The sequence below is a fragment of the Pseudomonas sp. A-RE-22 genome, from assembly GCF_019956035.1.
GTDB lineage: Bacteria > Pseudomonadota > Gammaproteobacteria > Pseudomonadales > Pseudomonadaceae > Aquipseudomonas > Aquipseudomonas brassicacearum.
In genome coordinates this window covers 238,120-256,461 of sequence record NZ_JAHBCZ010000022.1, presented here as the reverse complement: position 1 = coordinate 256,461, position 18,342 = coordinate 238,120, and the positions used below count along the sequence as shown (strand labels likewise).

17 protein-coding genes and 2 pseudogenes are annotated in these 18,342 nt (G+C 60.6%); 8 read left to right on the top strand and 11 right to left on the bottom strand.

The annotated features are described in order from the left end of the window. Positions 1 to 46 precede the first annotated feature (46 nt). Positions 47 to 901, bottom strand: coding sequence for a LysR family transcriptional regulator (locus KGA89_RS13150; RefSeq protein WP_223471768.1), 855 nt, complete (start codon positions 899 to 901; stop codon positions 47 to 49). A 74-nt stretch (positions 902 to 975) separates the two neighbouring features. On the opposite strand from KGA89_RS13150, the gene KGA89_RS13145 reads away from it, so the two are divergent. Together KGA89_RS13145 and KGA89_RS13140 are read left to right on the top strand one after the other, a co-directional pair. Continuing rightward, on the top strand, positions 976 to 1,932 hold the full coding sequence (locus tag KGA89_RS13145) for a DMT family transporter (protein ID WP_223471767.1): 957 nt from the start codon (positions 976 to 978) through the stop codon (positions 1,930 to 1,932). Positions 1,933 to 2,022: 90 nt separating this feature from the next. Beyond that, on the top strand, positions 2,023 to 2,421 hold the full coding sequence (locus tag KGA89_RS13140) for a VOC family protein (protein ID WP_003201106.1): 399 nt from the start codon (positions 2,023 to 2,025) through the stop codon (positions 2,419 to 2,421). Positions 2,422 to 2,585: 164 nt separating this feature from the next. Here KGA89_RS13140 and KGA89_RS13135 read toward each other — a convergent pair whose 3' ends face one another. Next, on the bottom strand, positions 2,586 to 2,810 hold the full coding sequence (locus KGA89_RS13135; protein WP_003201103.1) for a hypothetical protein: 225 nt from the start codon (positions 2,808 to 2,810) through the stop codon (positions 2,586 to 2,588). Positions 2,811 to 3,090: 280 nt separating this feature from the next. Further along, on the bottom strand, positions 3,091 to 3,438 hold the full coding sequence (locus KGA89_RS13130) for a carboxymuconolactone decarboxylase family protein (protein WP_003201101.1): 348 nt from the start codon (positions 3,436 to 3,438) through the stop codon (positions 3,091 to 3,093). Positions 3,439 to 3,548: 110 nt separating this feature from the next. Here KGA89_RS13130 and KGA89_RS13125 point away from each other — a divergent pair, with 110 nt between their 5' ends. Next, positions 3,549 to 4,472, top strand: a complete 924-nt coding sequence (locus KGA89_RS13125) for an AraC family transcriptional regulator (protein ID WP_003201099.1) — start codon at positions 3,549 to 3,551, stop codon at positions 4,470 to 4,472. Positions 4,473 to 4,475: 3 nt separating this feature from the next. Here KGA89_RS13125 and KGA89_RS13120 read toward each other — a convergent pair whose 3' ends face one another. From KGA89_RS13120 to KGA89_RS13100, 5 genes are all read right to left on the bottom strand, one after another. Continuing rightward, entirely contained in the window at positions 4,476 to 5,381 is a 906-nt protein-coding gene (locus KGA89_RS13120; RefSeq protein ID WP_003201098.1) for a LysR family transcriptional regulator, read from the bottom strand. After that, the gene (locus tag KGA89_RS13115) at positions 5,381 to 6,301 is read right to left on the bottom strand and encodes a LysR family transcriptional regulator (protein ID WP_003201095.1); all 921 of its coding nucleotides are present in this window, start codon (positions 6,299 to 6,301) and stop codon (positions 5,381 to 5,383) included. Before KGA89_RS13115 ends, KGA89_RS13120 begins: the two co-directional genes overlap by 1 nt. A gap of 78 nt (positions 6,302 to 6,379) precedes the next feature. Further along, the gene (locus KGA89_RS13110; RefSeq protein WP_003201089.1) at positions 6,380 to 7,009 is read right to left on the bottom strand and encodes a glutathione S-transferase family protein; all 630 of its coding nucleotides are present in this window, start codon (positions 7,007 to 7,009) and stop codon (positions 6,380 to 6,382) included. A 135-nt stretch (positions 7,010 to 7,144) separates the two neighbouring features. Beyond that, positions 7,145 to 9,199, bottom strand: coding sequence for a pyridoxamine 5'-phosphate oxidase family protein (locus KGA89_RS13105; RefSeq protein ID WP_038856975.1), 2,055 nt, complete (start codon positions 9,197 to 9,199; stop codon positions 7,145 to 7,147). A 199-nt stretch (positions 9,200 to 9,398) separates the two neighbouring features. Continuing rightward, positions 9,399 to 11,006, bottom strand: a complete 1,608-nt coding sequence (locus KGA89_RS13100; protein ID WP_223471821.1) for a hybrid sensor histidine kinase/response regulator — start codon at positions 11,004 to 11,006, stop codon at positions 9,399 to 9,401. Between the two features lie 103 nt (positions 11,007 to 11,109). Between KGA89_RS13100 and KGA89_RS13095 the strand changes: the two genes are divergently transcribed. From KGA89_RS13095 to KGA89_RS13085, 3 genes are all read left to right on the top strand, one after another. After that, the gene (locus KGA89_RS13095; RefSeq protein WP_003201079.1) at positions 11,110 to 11,748 is read left to right on the top strand and encodes a response regulator; all 639 of its coding nucleotides are present in this window, start codon (positions 11,110 to 11,112) and stop codon (positions 11,746 to 11,748) included. Positions 11,749 to 12,068: 320 nt separating this feature from the next. Next, a complete protein-coding gene (locus KGA89_RS13090; RefSeq protein ID WP_003201077.1) occupies positions 12,069 to 12,566 on the top strand; it encodes a hypothetical protein in 498 nt (165 codons plus the stop codon). A 105-nt stretch (positions 12,567 to 12,671) separates the two neighbouring features. Continuing rightward, entirely contained in the window at positions 12,672 to 14,309 is a 1,638-nt protein-coding gene (locus KGA89_RS13085; RefSeq protein WP_223471766.1) for a hybrid sensor histidine kinase/response regulator, read from the top strand. Here the strand turns inward: KGA89_RS13085 and KGA89_RS30815 are convergent. From KGA89_RS30815 to KGA89_RS13075, 3 genes and pseudogenes are all read right to left on the bottom strand, one after another. Beyond that, positions 14,290 to 14,763: pseudogene (locus KGA89_RS30815) on the bottom strand (methyl-accepting chemotaxis protein); the annotation flags it as partial. The gene KGA89_RS13085 and the pseudogene KGA89_RS30815 sit on opposite strands and share 20 nt — an antisense overlap. 114 nt (positions 14,764 to 14,877) lie before the next feature. Next, a pseudogene (locus KGA89_RS30810) lies at positions 14,878 to 15,555 on the bottom strand (PAS domain-containing protein); the annotation flags it as partial. 174 nt (positions 15,556 to 15,729) lie between these two features. After that, entirely contained in the window at positions 15,730 to 16,635 is a 906-nt protein-coding gene (locus KGA89_RS13075) for a transcriptional regulator GcvA (RefSeq protein ID WP_223471764.1), read from the bottom strand. A 110-nt stretch (positions 16,636 to 16,745) separates the two neighbouring features. Between KGA89_RS13075 and gstA the strand changes: the two genes are divergently transcribed. Both gstA and KGA89_RS13065 read left to right on the top strand, forming a co-directional pair. Beyond that, positions 16,746 to 17,363, top strand: coding sequence for a glutathione transferase GstA (gene gstA / locus KGA89_RS13070; RefSeq protein WP_114730977.1), 618 nt, complete (start codon positions 16,746 to 16,748; stop codon positions 17,361 to 17,363). A 167-nt stretch (positions 17,364 to 17,530) separates the two neighbouring features. After that, a complete protein-coding gene (locus KGA89_RS13065) occupies positions 17,531 to 18,322 on the top strand; it encodes an AraC family transcriptional regulator (protein WP_223471763.1) in 792 nt (263 codons plus the stop codon). Positions 18,323 to 18,342 lie beyond the last annotated feature (20 nt).

Genomic DNA, 18,342 nt, shown 5'->3' with positions numbered 1-18,342 from the left:
TTGGCGGGTTTGGTCTTGGGGCTGCGCAGCAGTCCCTGGACCGGCTCTACAGCCGGAAAGACTGTTGCATGGCACGGGAAAGCAGGTCCACGGCCTCATCGCCATGTGACGCCTGCGCTCGCATGAACACCACCTCATGCTCCTGAATAACCGGCAGGCCTTCGAGGATCTGCATGGCGTCCGTCACCCGCGCGCGGTCTATCAGGCTGACCGCCAACCCTGCCTCCACACACGCCTTGACGGCCTGGTTGGAGGGGCTTTCCAGGACGACTCGGGTCCTGCGGCCGCTTTGCCTGAGGGCCTCCATCATCGCTTGCCGATAAGGGCATTGCGCCGCATGCACCGCCAGCGGCAATGGCTCCATAGAGGCCACCGTCACGTGGGCCGGACCGACCCAGACCGGCGTGGTGGAAACCAGCACTTGTCCGCCAGCACTGACCTGCCCCTTCGGCTGCGCAACCACCGCTGCCTGGAGCTTGCCGCGCTGGACCAGGTCACGTAGCGCGTAGCTGGGCGCGGTCTTGAGTTCCAGCACCACGTTGGGCCACGCGGCGGCGAAGGTCGGGAGGATGTCGCGGATGACATGCTCGGCGTATTCATCCGGCACCCCCAACGTAATGCGTCCCGCCAGCCGGGTTCCGTGGAGATCGGCCAGCACCCGGTCGTGGGTGCGCAGCAGTTCCGTCGTCGCCACGAGCAGACGCTTGCCCAACGCGGTGAGGGATACCGATTGATTGTCCCTGTTGAGCAAACGCCCGCCAGCGACCGCTTCCAGGCGCTGAATATGCACGCTGACCGCCGCCGGACTTTTGTGCAGTTGCTCTGCCGCCGCACTGAATTTGCCGATCCGTGCCACCGCATGAAAGGTACGTATCAAGTCGATATCGAGTATGGCTGTCATGATTCAATCTTTGTGAAGGACTGATGCACTACATTTTGATTTATTAGATTACGCGGGTTTCGTAGCCTGTGGTCATGAACCCGACCAAATCGATGAACTGCCCTTCCCTGCCCAAGCCCGACTGGCACTGGCTGATTCCATTGCCGTTGCTCGAGGCGGCGTTGCTGCTGACGTGGAGCTCCGGCTTCGTCGGCGCGCGTTTTTCCATTGATTACGCGCCAGCATTGCTGGTGGTGTTCTGGCGTTGCGTCGTGGTCACGCTCGTCCTGTTGCCCTTCGTCGCCAGAGCGCTGCGCCGAACCTCGCCCGTCGTGTTGTTGAAAAATGCCGGTATCGGCCTTCTGGCGATGGCGGGCTACCTGGCCGGTATCACCCAAGGCATTGCCCTGGGTGTGCCGGCGGGCCTGGCCGCGCTTGTCGCCGACCTGCTGCCGATGGGCCTGGCGCTGTTGGCTGCGAGTGTACTGCGGCAACGACTGGCCTGGCAGATCTGGGCCGGGCTGCTCATCGGCCTGCTCGGCGTCATGCTGGTGACCCAAGGCGCGCTGGCGTGGGGCAACGCGCCTTGGTGGGCCTATGGCCTGCCGCTGCTTGGCATGCTCTCGCTCGCTGTCGCGACCTTGTGGCAGAAATATCTCCCCCCCGCGCAATCGCTGGGTCTGTTGCCTAACCTGTGGCTGCAATGCTGCGTTTCGGGACTGGCCTTCGCCCTGGTCGAAGCCGCCCATGGCAGCCTCGCCCCGATACCCAGCACAGGCTTTGCACTGAGCGTATTGTGGACCGCGGGCCTGTCGACGATGGGCGGCTATGGGCTCTACTGGCTGTGCCTGCGCCGCGCAACCGCCACCCGGGTCGCCAGCGTCCTGTACCTCAGCCCGCCCATTACGATGCTCTGGGCGTGGGCTATGTTCAACGAGCCGCTTTCATGGCAGATGGTCTCGGGCATGGCGGTCTCCGGGATTGGCATCTGGCTGGTCGTCGGCACCGAAGCCCGGCAGGCCAGGCGCCGAGCGTCTGAGCCGGAGCGCTAACCGCCCGGACTTGGCAGCGCGATGATTCCTGTGGCAGCGTAGGCTGGAATTTCAAACAACCCTCGCGCCCACGGCAAAACGGTAGTCATCATGATCTCGCATGTTTTTCTAGGTATCGCCGATTTTGATCGCGCCTTCGGGTTCTATTCAAAGGTCATGGCCGGGCTGGGCCTGACATTGAAATTTAGCGACGCCCACAAAGGCTGGGCGGGCTGGATTGCCGAGCATTCACCGCGCCCGATCTTCGTGATTGGAAAACCCTTTGACGGCAAGGTGCACCAACCCGGCAACGGACAAATGGTGGCTCTGCTTGCCCCCAGCCGGGAAGCGGTGAGGAACAGCTACGCGACAGCGCTGGCACTGGGCGGGACGTGTGAGGGAGAACCCGGCTTGAGACCCCACTACCACCCTGATTATTACGGCGCCTACTTTCGAGATCTCGATGGCAACAAGCTTTGCGTCTGCTGCCATGATTCGGTGTCGACTTAGTCGATCGTAATGCATGGCCCGCTTTCGTTTCCTGCCTAGCCAATGTACGAATAAACAGCGAATTCAAGTCCGGTGAACGGAAAAGTAGCGACCTCTTTCATCCCCATTTTCAAGTACGCACGAAGCGACGCTTCATTGTTTGCTCCCTCGCCACGGGTTCTGCGTTAGCCGATCGGCGTTAGCTTCAGCACCCGCATCACCAAGGCGCCAGCCTTCGCCAGCAAAGTGCCGTGGGCGCGTTGCTGACACAGGTCGTTCGAGACGAAACCTGCGGACTCGCTTGCCAAGGCGCCCATCAATTGGGGCAACAGGAATCCGCTTTCGTGCTCCTGGTAAGTCGCAACGGAGGTATCGGGCCGAAGGTTGCCGGTGCAAGTCGTGTCGATCATGGGAATCTCCCGATGGATGGAGAACGCTGCGACGACCCGAAACGGTCAATCGCTTCTGGGATCAGTTTCACTGGCGGACGGTTTTTAGAGAATGTCCAGGAATTACATGACTTGATTGCGTAATCTGAAACAATCGCAGCTGACTGAACAAAAAAGGCTTACCGAGGTTTTGATATTTCGTTCCGAGAGGGGTGTTTTTTTGGTGTGTATATCCGTTGTTGCGGTAACGGCTGCTTATGGTTCCGCCCTTACCGCAGCAACGGATATGCCCCCATACAAATCACACCGGCGCCTTCAGCATGTCATACGCCTCAAGCGACCGCAGCGAGTAGATATAGGCCGCCCCCGCATTCAACGAAATCGCAGTTGCCAGGGCCGCCGCTACCTCCTCGCGACTCGCGCCGGCCTTGATCGCCGCGTCCGTGTGGGCGGCGATGCAACCGTCGCAGCGGGTAGTGACGGCGATGGCGATCGAGATCAACTCGCGGGTCTTGGCATCGAGCACGTTGTTTTCGCTGGCGGCTTCCCCTAGCGCCATATAGGCCTTGACCATTTTCGGGTTGCTGCGGCCCAGTGCGCCAAAGGCCTTCTGAATGGTGGGCAACAATTCGGACCAGTTATTGAACATGGCATTAACTCCTGAGTGGGTTGGGTGTACTGTTTTGACGCCCTCAGTTTTTCACCCTGGCGCCACTCGGGTTTGCTCAATGCGCTCAGTTTTTTTGGCGAAATGCTCAAATGAATGCGATCGATAAACTCATCAGCCTGGCCAACGTGCGCGGCAGCCTGGACCTGCGCTGTCAGTTCCAGGGCGACTGGGCCATGGATCACGGGCAGCAAGCCCTGGGCACAGCGCCCTATCACATCGTGCTGGCCGGCGAATGCCGCGTCGAGTTTGCCGATGGGCAGCGCTTGCCCATGCGTGCCGGTGACATCCTGCTGTTGCCGCGCGGTGCCCCTCACGTCATGCACAGCCCTGGCAAAACGGTAACGCCGACCTCCCCCCGAATCCTGACCGGGGGCACCTTGCCGATTCATCGCATTGGCGGCGCCAGCGCGGAGCTGGACATGCTTTGCGGAGGCTTTCACTTCAACCGGGCTTCGTTGCTGTTCGGCGCCTTGCCCGAATACCTGGTGATTCCCAGCGGCGCATTACCGGCCAATGGGCCGTTGCCGGCGCTGGTGGAGGTCATGCGCGCAGAAGCAGATGGGAATAAGGTCGGCGCGCGCTTCTTGCTCGATGCCCTGTCACAGGCGCTGTTCACCCTGATTCTGCGTGCGCATCTGGCCAGCCAGGGACAGGACAGCGGCTCGCTGGCCCTGCTCGGCGACAAGCGTCTGGGCCGGGCCTGGCAGGCAATGCTGGCGGACCCTGCGCACGAGTGGACCATCCAAGGCCTGGCGGACATCGCGAGCATGTCCCGGGCCAACTTCATGCGTGCATTTGTCAAGGTGGCCGGTGTCTCGCCGTGGGTGCTGTTGACGCAAGTCCGCATGGAGTTGGCCTTCAGCCTGCTCAGTCACTCACACTTGGGGCTGAGCGATATTGCCGTACAGGTCGGCTACCAATCCCAGGCCGCGTTCAGCAAGAAATTCAAGGAAGTCTTCGGTGAGGCGCCAGGCCGTGTGCGCCGCGGGATCCTGGGTCCAAGCGCGAGCTGATATTCAAGAAACATCCGCTCGCAGCGCCGGGTGCTCGCGCAGGTGCTCGACGATGTAGTCCACGAAACTGCGCACGCGCATCGGCGCCTTGCGTCTTTCGCGGTAGACCACATGAACCGGTATCGAGGGCGGTTCATAGGGTTGCAGGACCCGGCGCAAGCGTCCGCTGTTCAGATAGTCGTACAGCGGATAGTTCAAGCAGCGCATCAACCCAGCCCCATGAGCCGCCGCGTCGATGGCCGCCTGCAGCGTGGCGCAACTGAGCCGCGTGCGTGCCTTGAGGCCGCTGGCCTGCTGCTGGAAAGGCCACTGGACCCAATCCTGGTTGGCCTGCGTGGCGATCAATCGATGATTGTGCAGATCCTGCGGCACAACCGGCTCACCATGAATCGCCAGGTAGCCAGGACTGGCGCAGACGAGCGAACGAACGCTGCCGACCGGTCGTGCGATCAATGAGCAGTTGGGCAGATTCCCCACCAACACCGCCACATCCAGCCCTTCCTCATGCATGTTCGGAAAACGATCGTGGTAGTGGGCAAATACCCTGATCTCGGGGTACTGATCCATGTAGCCGGCCAGCACCGGGGCCATGACATAGCGGCTGAACAGCAAGGGCAACAGGATCGTCAGGTTGCCTTGGGCCTGGACATGCCAGCCCTTGGCCGACGCCTCGGCCTCGTCAATCGCATTGAGGATCCGTGAACAGTCAGCCATGAAGCCGACCCCGGCTTCAGTCAGCACGACCCCGCGCGTGCTGCGTGACAGTAACTGCACACCCAGTCGCGCCTCCAGCCGAGCGATGGCACGCATCACGGTCGGTCCGGAAACGTTGAGGCGCTGGGCTGCCGAGGCGAGACTGGGGCACTGCGACAGCGCATGGAACATCAGCATTTCATGGTGGCGAGCCATCAGGCGATGCCTTTTACGACAGGCTTGAGCGTGACGTCGTCCCCCAACCGATCAGCGAGGAAGTCCACGAACGTGCGCACCTTGGCCGGCACTCGATTGCTCTTCTGATACACCACGTGAATCGGCAACGCTGGTGGCTCGAACGCCTTGAGCACTACCTCAAGCTCGCCGTCGGCGACCTGCCGGGCCACTTGATAGGACAAGACCCGGGTCACGCCCCAACCCTGGCAGGCGATGTTGATTGCCGCCTGATTAGCGGTCACCACCAGGCGTGGATCAAAGCGCAGGCTCAGCGAATTGGCTTCGTCCATGAACTGCCAGTGGCTCAGCAAATGACTGGCCGAAGACATCACGATATTGGCCTTGCTCAACTCGCCAGGATGGGTTGGCCGTCCGTGTCGCTGGAAATAGGCCGGGGCGCCACAAATCACCTGGCGCACTTCACCTACCTTGATGACGTGCTGATTGTTTTCCTGCAAATGGCCGATGCGGATCGCCACGTCGATGCCTTCGTCAGCGATGTTCACCACGCGGTCGACCAACAAGGCGTTGAGGTGTACCGAGGGAAATTGATCCAGGTAATCCGTCAGCAAAGGCGCGATGTACAGCTCGCCAAACAGCACCGGGGCGGTGACCGTCAGATACCCGCAGGGGATCGAATAGCTGCCGGCAGCGGCCTCCTCGGCTTCATCGAGCTCACTCAGGATCCGTCGACAATCCTCCAGGTAGCGCTGCCCCGCTTCAGTCAGGTACACATTGCGGGTGGTGCGCGACAACAGCTGGGTGCCAATCCGCTCCTCCATCGCCGCAATTGCGCGCGTCACGCTTGGCGGTGATATACGCAGTCGACGGGCGGCAGCGGCGAACCCTTCCTCCTCGGCAACCGCCATGAAAACCTGCATTTCCTGAAAGCGATCCATGGGCGATCCAGCCTTGAGGGCACGTGGCTTGAATGTACTTGCCGGAAGATGCCCCCCGGCAAGCACCTGCGGTGTGAATCAGGCTTGCTGCAAGCCCTTGGCGGTGCGTTGCATGCCGACGAAATTCGGCAAGGCTTCGATGCTGCCCAGCCAGGCCCGGACGTTCGGGTAGTCGGTCAGCGCGACGTTGCCTTCCGGCGCATGGGACACGTAAGTGTACGCGGCCACGTCCGCGATGGTCGGTTGCTCACCGGCCAGGAACCGGCTCTGCTCCAACTCCGTCTCCATCACCTTCAACAGGGCATGGGAACGCTTGATGGCGTCTTCGGCGTCATAGCCGGCGCCGAACACGGTGATCAACCGGGCGTTGGCCGGCCCCTGGTTGATCTGGCCCGCCGCCACCGACAGCCAGCGCTGCACCCGCGCCTGGGCAAGCGGATCGCTGGGCAGCCATTGCCCCTTGCCATACTTGGCCGCGAGGTAGACCAGGATCGCGTTCGAGTCGGCCAGGACGGTGCCGTTGTCGTCGATCACCGGCACCTGGCCAAAACTGTTGATGGCGAGAAACTCCGGAGTCTTGTGCTCACCTTTCATCAAGTCCACGAATATCAACTCGGTTGGCAAGCCAAGCAGCGAGAGCATCAGCTCGACACGATGGGCGTGCCCCGACAGCGGGTGGCGATAAAGTTTGATCGCTTTCTCAGACATGACGTACTCCATGTTGTTTTGGGCTCGAAGCGGTGATCGCGTCGATGGCGCTATCCTCTGCTCCTGCCCCGGACAGCGGAATAACCAGCTTCTACAATCCAGCATTTCATCCGGTGAAACAGTCAGGCGGTCAGCCTAGACCTCGAGCACCAACGGCTCGCTCCCCTGGGCCGGCACCGCGCAACAGATCAGCACCTCACCTTCACCAACCGGTTCGGCCGGCTGGCTCAGGTAATGCACCTGGCCGCGGCTCAAGCGAGTTTTGCAGGTGCCGCAGGAACCGCCGCGGCAACTGAATTCCGGATTAAGGCCGCGCGCTTCGGCCAGCTCCAGCAACGTCCCGCTGCCCGGCTCCCAACGTGCCTCCTTGCCGGAACTGGCGAACAAGACCTTCACCGCTTCACTCGCAGCCGGCACTTGCTCTGGCGCCGGCATGCTCACTTCGAGATCCCGCACGAGCGTTGAGGGCCCAAAGGTCTCCGCGTGGATGCGATCGTCAGGGATGCGCAGTTTGCGCAGCCCGTCGTACAGCGCCTGGGTAAAGCTGCCCGGCCCGCACAAATAGAAGTCGTAGTCGTTGAGCGGCAGCAGCTTCTTGAGCAGTTCCACATCGATCCTGCCGGTCAGGTCATAACCTTCAGCGCCTCCTCCATCAGTGGGTGGTTGGCTGACCATGCGCAGCACCTGCAGCTTGTCGCCGGCACGGGCGGCCAGTTCGTCGATCTCGTCACGGAAAGCCAGGTCGGCCACCGAGCGGGCGCTTTGCACCAGCCAGACCGGGCGCATGCGGCTGATGCGTTGGCCCTGGTAAACCACCTCGCGCAACATCGACAACAACGGTGTGATGCCCACGCCCGCTGCCAGCAAGACCAACGGACGTCGCTCGGTGGCCTGGACGGTGAAATGGCCCTGGGGCGCCCGCGCCTCAAGCTCGTGCAGCGCCTGCACCTGATCATGCAGGTGAGACGACACCGAACCATCGCGCTTGACGCTGATGCGCAAAAAATCATCCGACGGCGCACTGGATACGCTATAGGTCCGGATCGATGGCGCGTTCTGTCCTTCCAGCAAGATCCGCACCGGCAAATGTTGCCCGGCTTCAAACCGGGGCAAACCCAAGCCATCGCTTGCCTGCAAGTAGAACGAGCGAATGTTGTGGCTTTCATCCACCACCCGCGCGACCTGCAATGCACGCCAGCGGCTACGCAGCGCCTCGGCCTGCAAGCGCTCGGCGGCCTGCTCCCAGCTGCCGGTCATCATTGAATTGGGCGAGTCGCCTTCGTCCTGGTCCTTCCAGCGCAGGGCAATGGCCGCCGGGCGATACACGATGCGTTGCGGGGTAAAGCGCAACAGCCGCTCGGCGCCCTGGAACGCGCTGATCTCGGGGTCGTCCAGCAGGACTTGCGCCGAGCCGCTCATTTGCAGCAGATCGCCCGTCTGGAAATCGACGAACACCAGCCCGGCCCGCGGATTGAGCAGGATGTTGCCCAGCGTGTTGAAAAACAGGTTGCCGGAAAAGTCCGGAATGGTCAGCGATCCGTCTTCGTCCATGCGCACAAACCCCGGCTTGCCGCCACGGTGGGAAGCATCGACCTGCCGCTCGCCGTCGCGCACCACGTAGGTGGCGATATAGAACGAATCGGCCGCCGTCACCAGGCGCCGCACCAGTGGGTCGGACACGGTCAGTTGACGCGGCGCAACGGCCTGCGCGTCGACAAAGTGGTACTGGCGCAGGTTGATGTAGCGAGGGCAGTTGCCATACGCCTGGCTCACTGAAATCTCGAGCCCAGGGTCGAGCTGACGACGCACGACACCGTTCATGCGGTTGCGCCGGCGGGTGTGCAACTCGATCCCCAGCATCCCGATGGCATCGCCCTCGCCCATGCCCTCCTGGGCCGGGTCGTTCGGCTCAGGCTCGAGGTCGATGTGCAGGGTCTGCGGATCGGGCGAGTTCATGAAGCCTGGTTGCCCGGCGCGCAAGGTCGCCCAGACATCGCCTTGCCGATCCACCGCCCCCAGCACCACGAAAGGCAGTTGGGCGTAGAACTCCCGATGCTGGTCCGGCATCCACGTGCGCGCCAGTTGCCGTTGCCCGACACCGGCCATCATGTCGACTGCCCCGACGGAGCGCTGCAAGGCCAGCTCTCCTTCGTGCCAGGGCGAGGTTTTTGCTTGCAAGGCTTCGTCCATCAGCTACTCCTCGCGCTCGCAGCATGAACGCCTGCGCCAGTGCGCTACGGTTAGGGATTCTCCGCCATCGTTTGCACGGCTGTGCAAATGGCTGGACTCATCTTCTGCCCAAAGCGACGGCGCAGGAATACGCACAAACTGCAATCCACCGTTTCATAAAATGGAATGGTGGAAGCACGAGGCATGGCCCGAACGGAGGTCAGGTCCTGACGCTGGCAAAGTTCTTGGTCAGCTCGAGCAAGGTCGCCCGCAACTCCGGAGGCCGCACAGGCTTGGCCAGGATCGAGATGTTCATGTGGTGCAGCGCGTGGCGAATTCTTTCGATTTCATGGCCGGTCATGATCATGGCGGGGACTTCCCAACCCCGTTGCTCGCGAATCGCGGCGATGCATTCGGAACCGGAGACCTTCGTGCCCAGGTCGAAGTCGGCAATGATGATGTCGCAGTCACTGGTCACGCCCACCCCGTCGCTGTGGGTTTCCACTTCGCACCCCCACTTCTCCAATAGCGCGGATGTCGCCATCAGCACGTTGGCGTCATCCTCCACCAGGCACACCCGCAAGCCTTGCAAACGGCTATGGGTGGACACCGGCCTGTCCACCATCGCCCTTGGCGCAACCGTTTCCAGCCCCTGGATCATGGCGCGCGTGCCCTTGCCGAGCCGGGAGTCCAGCTGGATGTCCAGATTGATCAGGAGGCTGATTCGCTTGACGATGGACAACCCCAGGCCCAGCCCCTCGACGTCCTTGTCACGAACGTGGCGCACCCGATAGAACTCCTTGAACACCTCGGGCAGGTGTTCGGCGGCAATGCCCCGGCCCTTGTCGTAGATGACGATGGCCAGGCCGCTGCCTTTCGGCCGCACGCCGATCAACACTGGTTGGCCGGAGGCATATTTGAGCGTGTTGGAGACCAGGTTCTGCACCATGGTCGCCAACAGGCCGGCGTTGACATTGACCCAATGCCGGCAAGGCCGCAGGCGCAACTCGACACCGGCCCAGCGTGCGGCTTCGGTGTTCTGCTTGACCACATCTTGAAGCAACGCGCCCAGGTGTACAGGTTCGGCCTGCGGTTCAAGCTGCCCGTTATCGAGGGTGTAGATATCGAGGATCGAACGAAACAGCTGCGAGACGATGTGCAACGAGCGGTCGATGTTGTCCACCAGTCGCAACTCTTCCTGGCCCAACCGGGCATCGCGCAGGCAGGCGGTGAACAAGCCGATCGAGTGAATCGGTTGGCGCAAGTCGTGGCTGGCCTGGGCCAGGAAGCGGGATTTCTCCTGGTTCGCGGCAATCGCCTCCTCCGAAGCGATGCGGGTTCGGGTCAGCAGGATATGCGCGTAGGCGGGCACCACGATGGTGGTGACGATCAGCATCAGGAACACGTAGGGCTGACCACGCCAGAACGGCGTGAGCAGGAAGATCACCACCAAGGTAGCGAGAGCGATCAACGTCGCGGCAGCCAGGTAGCGCGAGCCGAAGCGCATGCCATTGCCCAACGTGACCCAGAGCAATGCGGCGTACACCGGTAGCAACCCCTCCCCACCCACGATCAAGGCGAAGGCGAGGCTTGCATAGTCGAGGGTCATGGCAAAAAGACGACGCAGGATGAAGTGCCCGGGCCAATGCTTGATCGCCATGCGCAGCGGGACCGCGACGCCGAAGAAAAAGGCCATGTACCACAGGATCGGGACATAGGTTTCGAAATCACTGGCCAGGCAGGCCACCACTATGATGTAGAGCGCAGTACAGGCCCCGACCGTCAATCTCAAGGTAGCCTGATCAAGCTCGCTATTCTTTTCCGTCATAGTCACTGGATTATTCCAACATGAAAGGTTGTTTCAAACTTGAAACCCAAGGGGGCAGTTTAGGTTACGATTCGTGAACTGGAAGATCAGAAGGATCTGAAGCATGACGTGCAGAGTAATTGTGGCAGATGACCATCCTTTGTTTCGCGAAGGTATGCTGAGGACCATTGAACGACTCATACCGACAGCATCCATAGAACAGGCTGGAAATCTGGACGAAGTATTGGCGCTGGCACGTTCCGGAATGGAAGTGGACTCCCTGATACTCGACTTGCGCTTTCCCGGAATCAAATCGTTGCAAGTAATCGGCCAGTTGCGCAGTGAGTTCAAGCGCACCTCGATCATTGTGGTTTCAATGGTGGATGATGTCGACGTTATTTCCCAAGTGATGGCGCTGGGTGCCGACGGATTCATCGGCAAGAATATCGACCCCGCCGGTATTGCCGACGCCATCATGGCAATACGCGAAGGCGAAGTGGTGGTGAAGTATCAGGCCGAAAACGCGATCCTGGACGATGCACTTTCCCAACTGACCGCGCGCCAACGGCAAGTGCTTGGCTTGATCGCCGCCGGCAAGACCAACAAGGAGATAGCTCGGGACCTGGGCATTTCCCCGTTCACGGTGCGCATCCATGTCTCAAGCCTGCTCAAATCCCTGGGTGTGCCCACGCGCGCGGCGGCTGCGGCGCAGTTCTCCAACTTCCCAGGCAATGGTGGATGGCCGGGAAAACAAGACAATTAAATGTATAACGACCGCGAATATTAATTGAGCATCACCCTCCCTGCCTGCCCATCTCCGAGGCCATAGCACACTTGTACTATAGCGTCGCCCAGTACTCTCCCCCTAAGCTGTGGACGCTCCATAAAAAGGCTGTTGGAACAGCCAAACATAAAGAAAGCCAACATGCCATGCACCGTGCAGTATCACTGTACCTATTGAAACGTTATGACGTGCGAAGCCTATGGATTTTATAAATCGATAGGCGGCGCAATGCTGGGTCAACTTCACCGTCTGCACGGTTGAAATGGAATGGTCCTGACATTAACTCAAGGTAAGTCATCATGTCCTTCGAATATGGAAAAACACTTAGAAATGGAATGGCGCTGTGCGTGCTGGCGGGCGTACTGAACGGTTGTGCAAACACCGGCGACTTGGGCAACTTGATGGGCTCCTTGAATCAGGGCGCCAAAAAATACGACGTCTCGTACCTCAAGCAAACAATCATTCCGGGCAAGACGACAAAAGGCCAGATCACTCAAATGTTCGGCGCGCCGACCAATGAAGAACTCAATTCGACGAGCTCCAGCAACGAGTCGAACTGGACCTATGAAAAGACTGATGAAGGCCTGGATAAGTACATGAAGCTGGCCCATAAGTACGTCTCGACCGAAACCAGCCTGAAGATGTATGAAACCTCGGCACAACTGTCCAAGGCGCAAACCGTAGCCAATGACGTCAGCAGCGTGACCGGCACGAAAACAGGCCAGAGCCAGAGCCAGGGTTCGGTATTGACCATCTATTTCGTCGATGATGTCGTGAAGTACTACAGGGTCTACTGACGCAATGGCATCGCCCGTTGGGGACAGCATCACGTCTGTTCCCAACCTTCACCGAGGCTAGCCGCTACGCTTGGAGGCATCAGAGGTCATGCGGTGCCAAAGCCAGTGGAAAAGAACAGTGAACTCGACCAGGCCACGTTACGCCTGACCGTCAGCGCCTGTGCGCTGTTGTATATCGTCATCCTCGCCGGCCTCTATCCAGGAGACGTCGCGAGCTACGTGCCCATCATTATCTACATCTGTACGTTCATCGTCGTCTCGGTGTTCCTGCGCATGATCATCAAGCGCTGGCCAGGGCACTTCTTCTGGCGGCGCCTGTTCACGATGCTGCATGACTATGCCGGCATCGCATTTGCCATGATCGTGGGTGGAGAGGGCACGCTCCCGGTGTACGCTGCATTACTCTGGGTCACGCTGGGCAATGGCATGCGCTTCGGCTCGCGCTACCTGGCGCTGGCGACCGTTATCGCGCTGTCGACCCTGGTACTGGTTTTCTGGCTGACCCCGTTCTGGCATACGCAGCCCTACATGTTCCTGATGTTGATCGTCACCACCATTGTGGTGCCCGCCTACGCGCACATTTTGCTCAAGCGCACACGCATTGCCTCCGAAGAAGCCATTTTGGCCAATCAGGAGAAATCGCGATTCCTGGCCCAGGCCAGTCATGACCTGCGCCAGCCAATCCACTCCATCGGTCTGTTTACGGCCTGCCTGCGTGACGCCAGGCTGGGGCTGGAAGAATTGCGGCTGGTGGACAACATCGACCGTTCGCTGCACACCGTGTCGCAACTGTTCCGCTCGATCCTCGATATCTACACCCTCGATCACGGCCAACCGATGCCGAAGGCCGACACCGTACACCTGGGCCAATTGCTGCAGGACGTCGTCAAGCAGAACACCGAAGCGGCCCGCTGGGCCGGCGTCGAGCTGCGTTTGCGCGCCTGTCCTTACTGGGTCAGCGTCAATCCCGGCTTGCTGACCACGATGGTCCAGAACCTGCTGTCCAACGCGCTCAAATACGCACCCGGCCAACCCGTGCTGATCGGCGTGCGACGCCAGGGCCAGCGCCTGGCCGTGGTGATCTACGACAAGGGGAGCGGCATCGCCGCCGAACATTTGCCCGAGGTGTTCAAGGAGTTCTACCGCATTCGCCATGCGCGCGACAAGGATGTCGAGGGGCTCGGCCTCGGCCTGTCCATCGTCAAGCGCATCAGCCAGATGCTAAATGTCGATATACACATCCATTCCAAGGTCGGACAAGGCACCCGGGTGGCGATCAGCGGCCTGGAACCGGCGGCACCACGTGTCATGGCGCCCAAGGTGGTGCCCGTCCAGAATCGCCTGGACGGGTTGCGGGTGTGTTTGGTTGAAGACGACGCCAACGTGCTGATGGCGACCTCGGCGCTGCTGGAAAAATGGGGCTGCGAGGTGGAGGCCCACAGCGACGGTGAAGGGCTGACCAGCGATTGCGACATCGTCATCGCCGATTTCGACCTGGGCACAAAAGTCTCGGGCGCCGAATGCATTGCCGCGCTACGCGAGCAGCGCGGCTGGCAAGTCCCGGCGCTGGTCATCACCGGGCATGAGATCGAGCGGATACGCCAATCGCTGCAAAGCCTGAGTATCTCGGTGCTGGCCAAGCCCGTGCGACCGCCGGAACTGCGAGCGGTATTGCTTGAATTGGTCAAGCGCATGGATCGCTGGGGCGAGGACTCAGCTCACCTCAACCCACCCAGCCGATAGCCGTCTTGGGAATCACCTCGGACTCGTCGAGCTTGGACGCAAACATGCTCACGGCCTCGAGTGCATCCGTGGTCCCGTTCCTGATTTGCACGATGACCGAGCCGGCCTGGTCTGCCAGGGTTACACCGCGCAATGCGCCTTCATGGGTCACGTTCATGCTGGCGACGGCGTCGCGGGTTTCGGAGAGAATCATGCCGATCATTTCGGCAATCTCCGAGGTGGAGCGACTGGTGCGCCCGGCCAGTTGCCGGACCTCGTCGGCCACCACCGCGAATCCCCTCCCCTGGTCTCCGGCCCGCGCGGCCTCGATAGCCGCGTTGAGGGCCAGCAGGTTGGTCTGGTCGGCAATGCCGCGAATGGTGTTGACGATGGCTGTGATCTCTTCCGAACGCGCCCCCAACTGCCCAACCAGACGCGCGGAAGAGCCAATGTTGTCGGCGATCTCGCGCATCTCCTTGGCAGTCTGGTGGATCACCTGGGCGCCCTGTTCGGCCACTCGCTCGGTCTCGGCGGAGATATGGTACGCACGGGAAGCGCCACGCGAATCCTCTTCGAACTTCTCCACCCGTTCGCTGATGTCACTGGCGAACTTCACAACCTTGCACAACTTGCCTTCGGCGTCGTAGACCGGGTTGTAGCTGGCTTCCAGCCAGACGACTTTGCCGTTTTTGCCGAGGCGCTTGAACTGGCCACTGAAAAACTCGCCGGCGTTGAGACGACGCCAGAAATCACTGTACTCCGAACTGCCCACCAGGCTCGGTTCGCAGAACATCCGGTGATGCTTGCCCTTGAGCTCTGCCAACGTGTAATTCATGACATTCAAGAAGTTGTCGTTGGCGGTCAGGATGTTGCCGCCCAGGTCAAACTCGATCACTGCCATGGCCCGGTCGAGTGCCGCCAGCCGGCCACGTGTTTCTGCCTCGGCGGCAACCTTGGCGGTGACATCGAGTGCGTACTTGACCACCTTCACGACGCGGCCTTGCTCGTCCACTACCGGGTTATAGCTAGCTTCCAGCCACACGTTCTGCCCTTGCGCGCTACGGCGCTGAAACGTGCCGGAAACAAATTGGCCGGCGCGCAGCTGGTTCCAGAATTCACGGTACTCGGCGCTGCCCACCAGCGCTGGGGTGCAAAAATCCCGATGGGACAGGCTGGCCAACTGATCCGCACGGTAGCCCATCGTGCCAAGAAAATTCTCGTTCGCCCGAAGGACCTTGCCATCGGGGCTGAACTCGATGACAGCCATCGACCGCTCCAAGGCGCCGACCAGTCCTTTGTATGTTGCCAATTCGGCCGTCCTAGCCGTCAGTTCATTTTTTAGTGTTGTATTAAACATGACGTACCCTCGGTGAACCCTGGAAGTAACCGGACCTTTTATTCATATCGGCTCGCTGGCTGGAGGCTGAACGGTACGCTGTAATTATGTTTTGGCGCCAAAACTCACCGAATCCATCAACCAGGTTCTAAAGGCCTGCACTTTTGGGGTGTCGGCTGTTTCATGCGGGCTCACGAAATAAAAGCCGAGGTCAGATTTCAAGCGTAGATCGAAGGGGACAACCAATCGCCCGGCCTTCAGGGCATCCTCGACATAGGTTGAACGCCCGATGCAGACCCCCAGGCCGTCAACCGCAGCCTGAACAGCCATCATGGCAAGGTCGAAAGTCAACCGGCTGCCTTCGGCCAGTTTTTTCGGTTGGCCGGCGGCACTCAACCAGGCACTCCAGTCGTCGTGGGTCACCCCACTGACCTGCAACAAGGTGTGCCGGGCCAGATCGTGCGGATTCTCCAGGGCTGTCGGACCTTGCAGCAGCCTGGGGCTGCACACCGGAAAGATCTCATCGGCCATCAGCCAGTCCGCCCGCAAGCCCTTCCAATCCCCGGAACCGTAACGAATGGCCGCATCGACGCCGCCCTTGCAAAAATCCACCCGTTCGGTGGAGGCCGTAACGCGTACGTCAATGCTGGGAAACGCCTGCTGGAAAGACGCCAGTCGCGGCAACAACCATTTGGAGGCAAAGGACACCAGCGTACTGATGGTCAAGACGCTGTTGTTGCGGCTCTCCAGCAACGTCTGCGTGCAATAGCGCAACTCATGGAACGCCGCACGAACGCCTGGGAAATAGCCATGTCCTTCGTCTGTCAGCGCCAGGCCATCCTTGAGCCGCAGGAACAGGCGCACGCCCAGCTCCTCTTCGAGCCGGCGAATTTGATGGCTGATGGCTGTTTGAGTGACGTTCAGCTCTAGCGCAGCCTTGGTAAAACTCATGTGCCGAGCGGCCGACTCGAATGCTCTAAGGCCATTTAAGGAAGGGATTCTTGTGGCCATTGGGTTGGCTTGCTCATGAGATTTTGTCATACGCTAGCACTGAAGATGTCCTTTGAAAATGTTCCGGCCCTCGCGGATTCTGGCGGCACGCCCCCGACCTTGAGGAAACCATGAAACTGTACTTCGCCCCCATGACCTGCTCATTGTCCCCGCACATCGTGCTGCGGGAATTGGGCCTGCCCTTTGAATTGATCCGGGTCGACAACCAGACCAAACGAACTGCCGATGGGCTCGACTTCCTGACCATCAACCCCAAGGGCTACGTGGCAGCCTTGGTGCTGGATAACGGTGATGTCCTGACCGAGGGCCCCGCCATCGTCCAATACCTGGCCGATCTGGTTCCCGCAAACACACTGGCGCCGGTCAATGGCACCTGGGAGCGGGTTCGCCTGCAGGAATGGTTGAACTTCATTACCTGCGAGATTCACAGCGGATGTGCGCCATTGTTCAACGCCGATATTGCAGAGCCGACCAAGGCCATCTTCAGGGCAAAGCTGTTCAGGCGTCTGGATTACCTCAGCCAGGCCCTTGAACAACAGGATTACCTGATGGGCACCTTTGGCCTGGCCGACGGCTATTTGTTTACCGTCCTGAACTGGCTGCCGTTATTCAATATCCAGATCAGGGACTGGCCGGCGCTGGCGGCGTTCATGGCGCGAATCGCCGCACGCCCCAGCGTCCGGGCGGCCATGGCTGCGGAGGCGGCATCCAATCTCGGTGCGATCTGAACCACCGCTATTGCGAGCAGGCTCGCTCCCACAGGTGTCCGGGGTGATTGTGAGATTCGAGATACACCCGGATCCCTTGCTCGCGATAGCGGCGGTACAGCCACGCCAGGCCCCAACGCTTGCGCACTTGTGCTAAAAAGCACCGTTATCCGTTCTGAGTTCCGGTCATGGCCCTTGCTTCACCTCCCGATCTGACGGACACGACGCATCTTGTTCAACCGCTTTCCCGCACCTACTCATCCGGGACGTTGATCGCGCCTCATCATCATGAATGGGGTCAGCTTCTCTACGCGCAAAGTGGTCTCATGTGGGTCGATACACCCGGTGCTGCGCTGCTGGTCCCGCCGCAGCGCGCGGTGTGGCTGCCGCCGCGGGTCACACATGGGATCCGAGTGGTTTCGCCCTTGGAGATGCGCAATCTCTATTTACGCGCAGAACTGGCCATGGGCGTGGGGCTTGAGCTGGAAGTGCTCGAGGTCAGCAAACTGCTGCGCGAGCTGATCATCCGGCGAGTGGCGCTGGGTAACCGTCCTGATCCTGCGTTGCGTGATGCCTTGGACAACCTGCTGGTGCTGGAACTTCGCGAGCAGCGCTCGGCGGTGCTCAAGGTGCCCATGCCTGCCGGCGGGGATAGGCGCTTGCGCAATTTGTGCGAGACGGTGCTCGACGTCCCCGGCCTGGCCATGTCCTTTGAGCAGCATGCCGAGTCGGTGGGGGCCAGCACCCGCACCTTGGCCCGGTTGTTCCATGGCGAGCTTGGCCTGACGTTCACCGAGTGGCGACGCCAAGTGCAGTTGGCCCACGCCGTCGCCGCACTCCTGGAGGGTGACTCGGTGGGGACGATAGCGGCGCGGTTGGGCTACACGCTGAGCAGTTTCAGCGAGATGTTCCGCCGTTCCCTGGGCGTTGCACCGTCGGCGTATAAAAACGCGATGGCATCAAGGGGATTTGTCCGATAGACGAAACTCTCTGGCGGGCT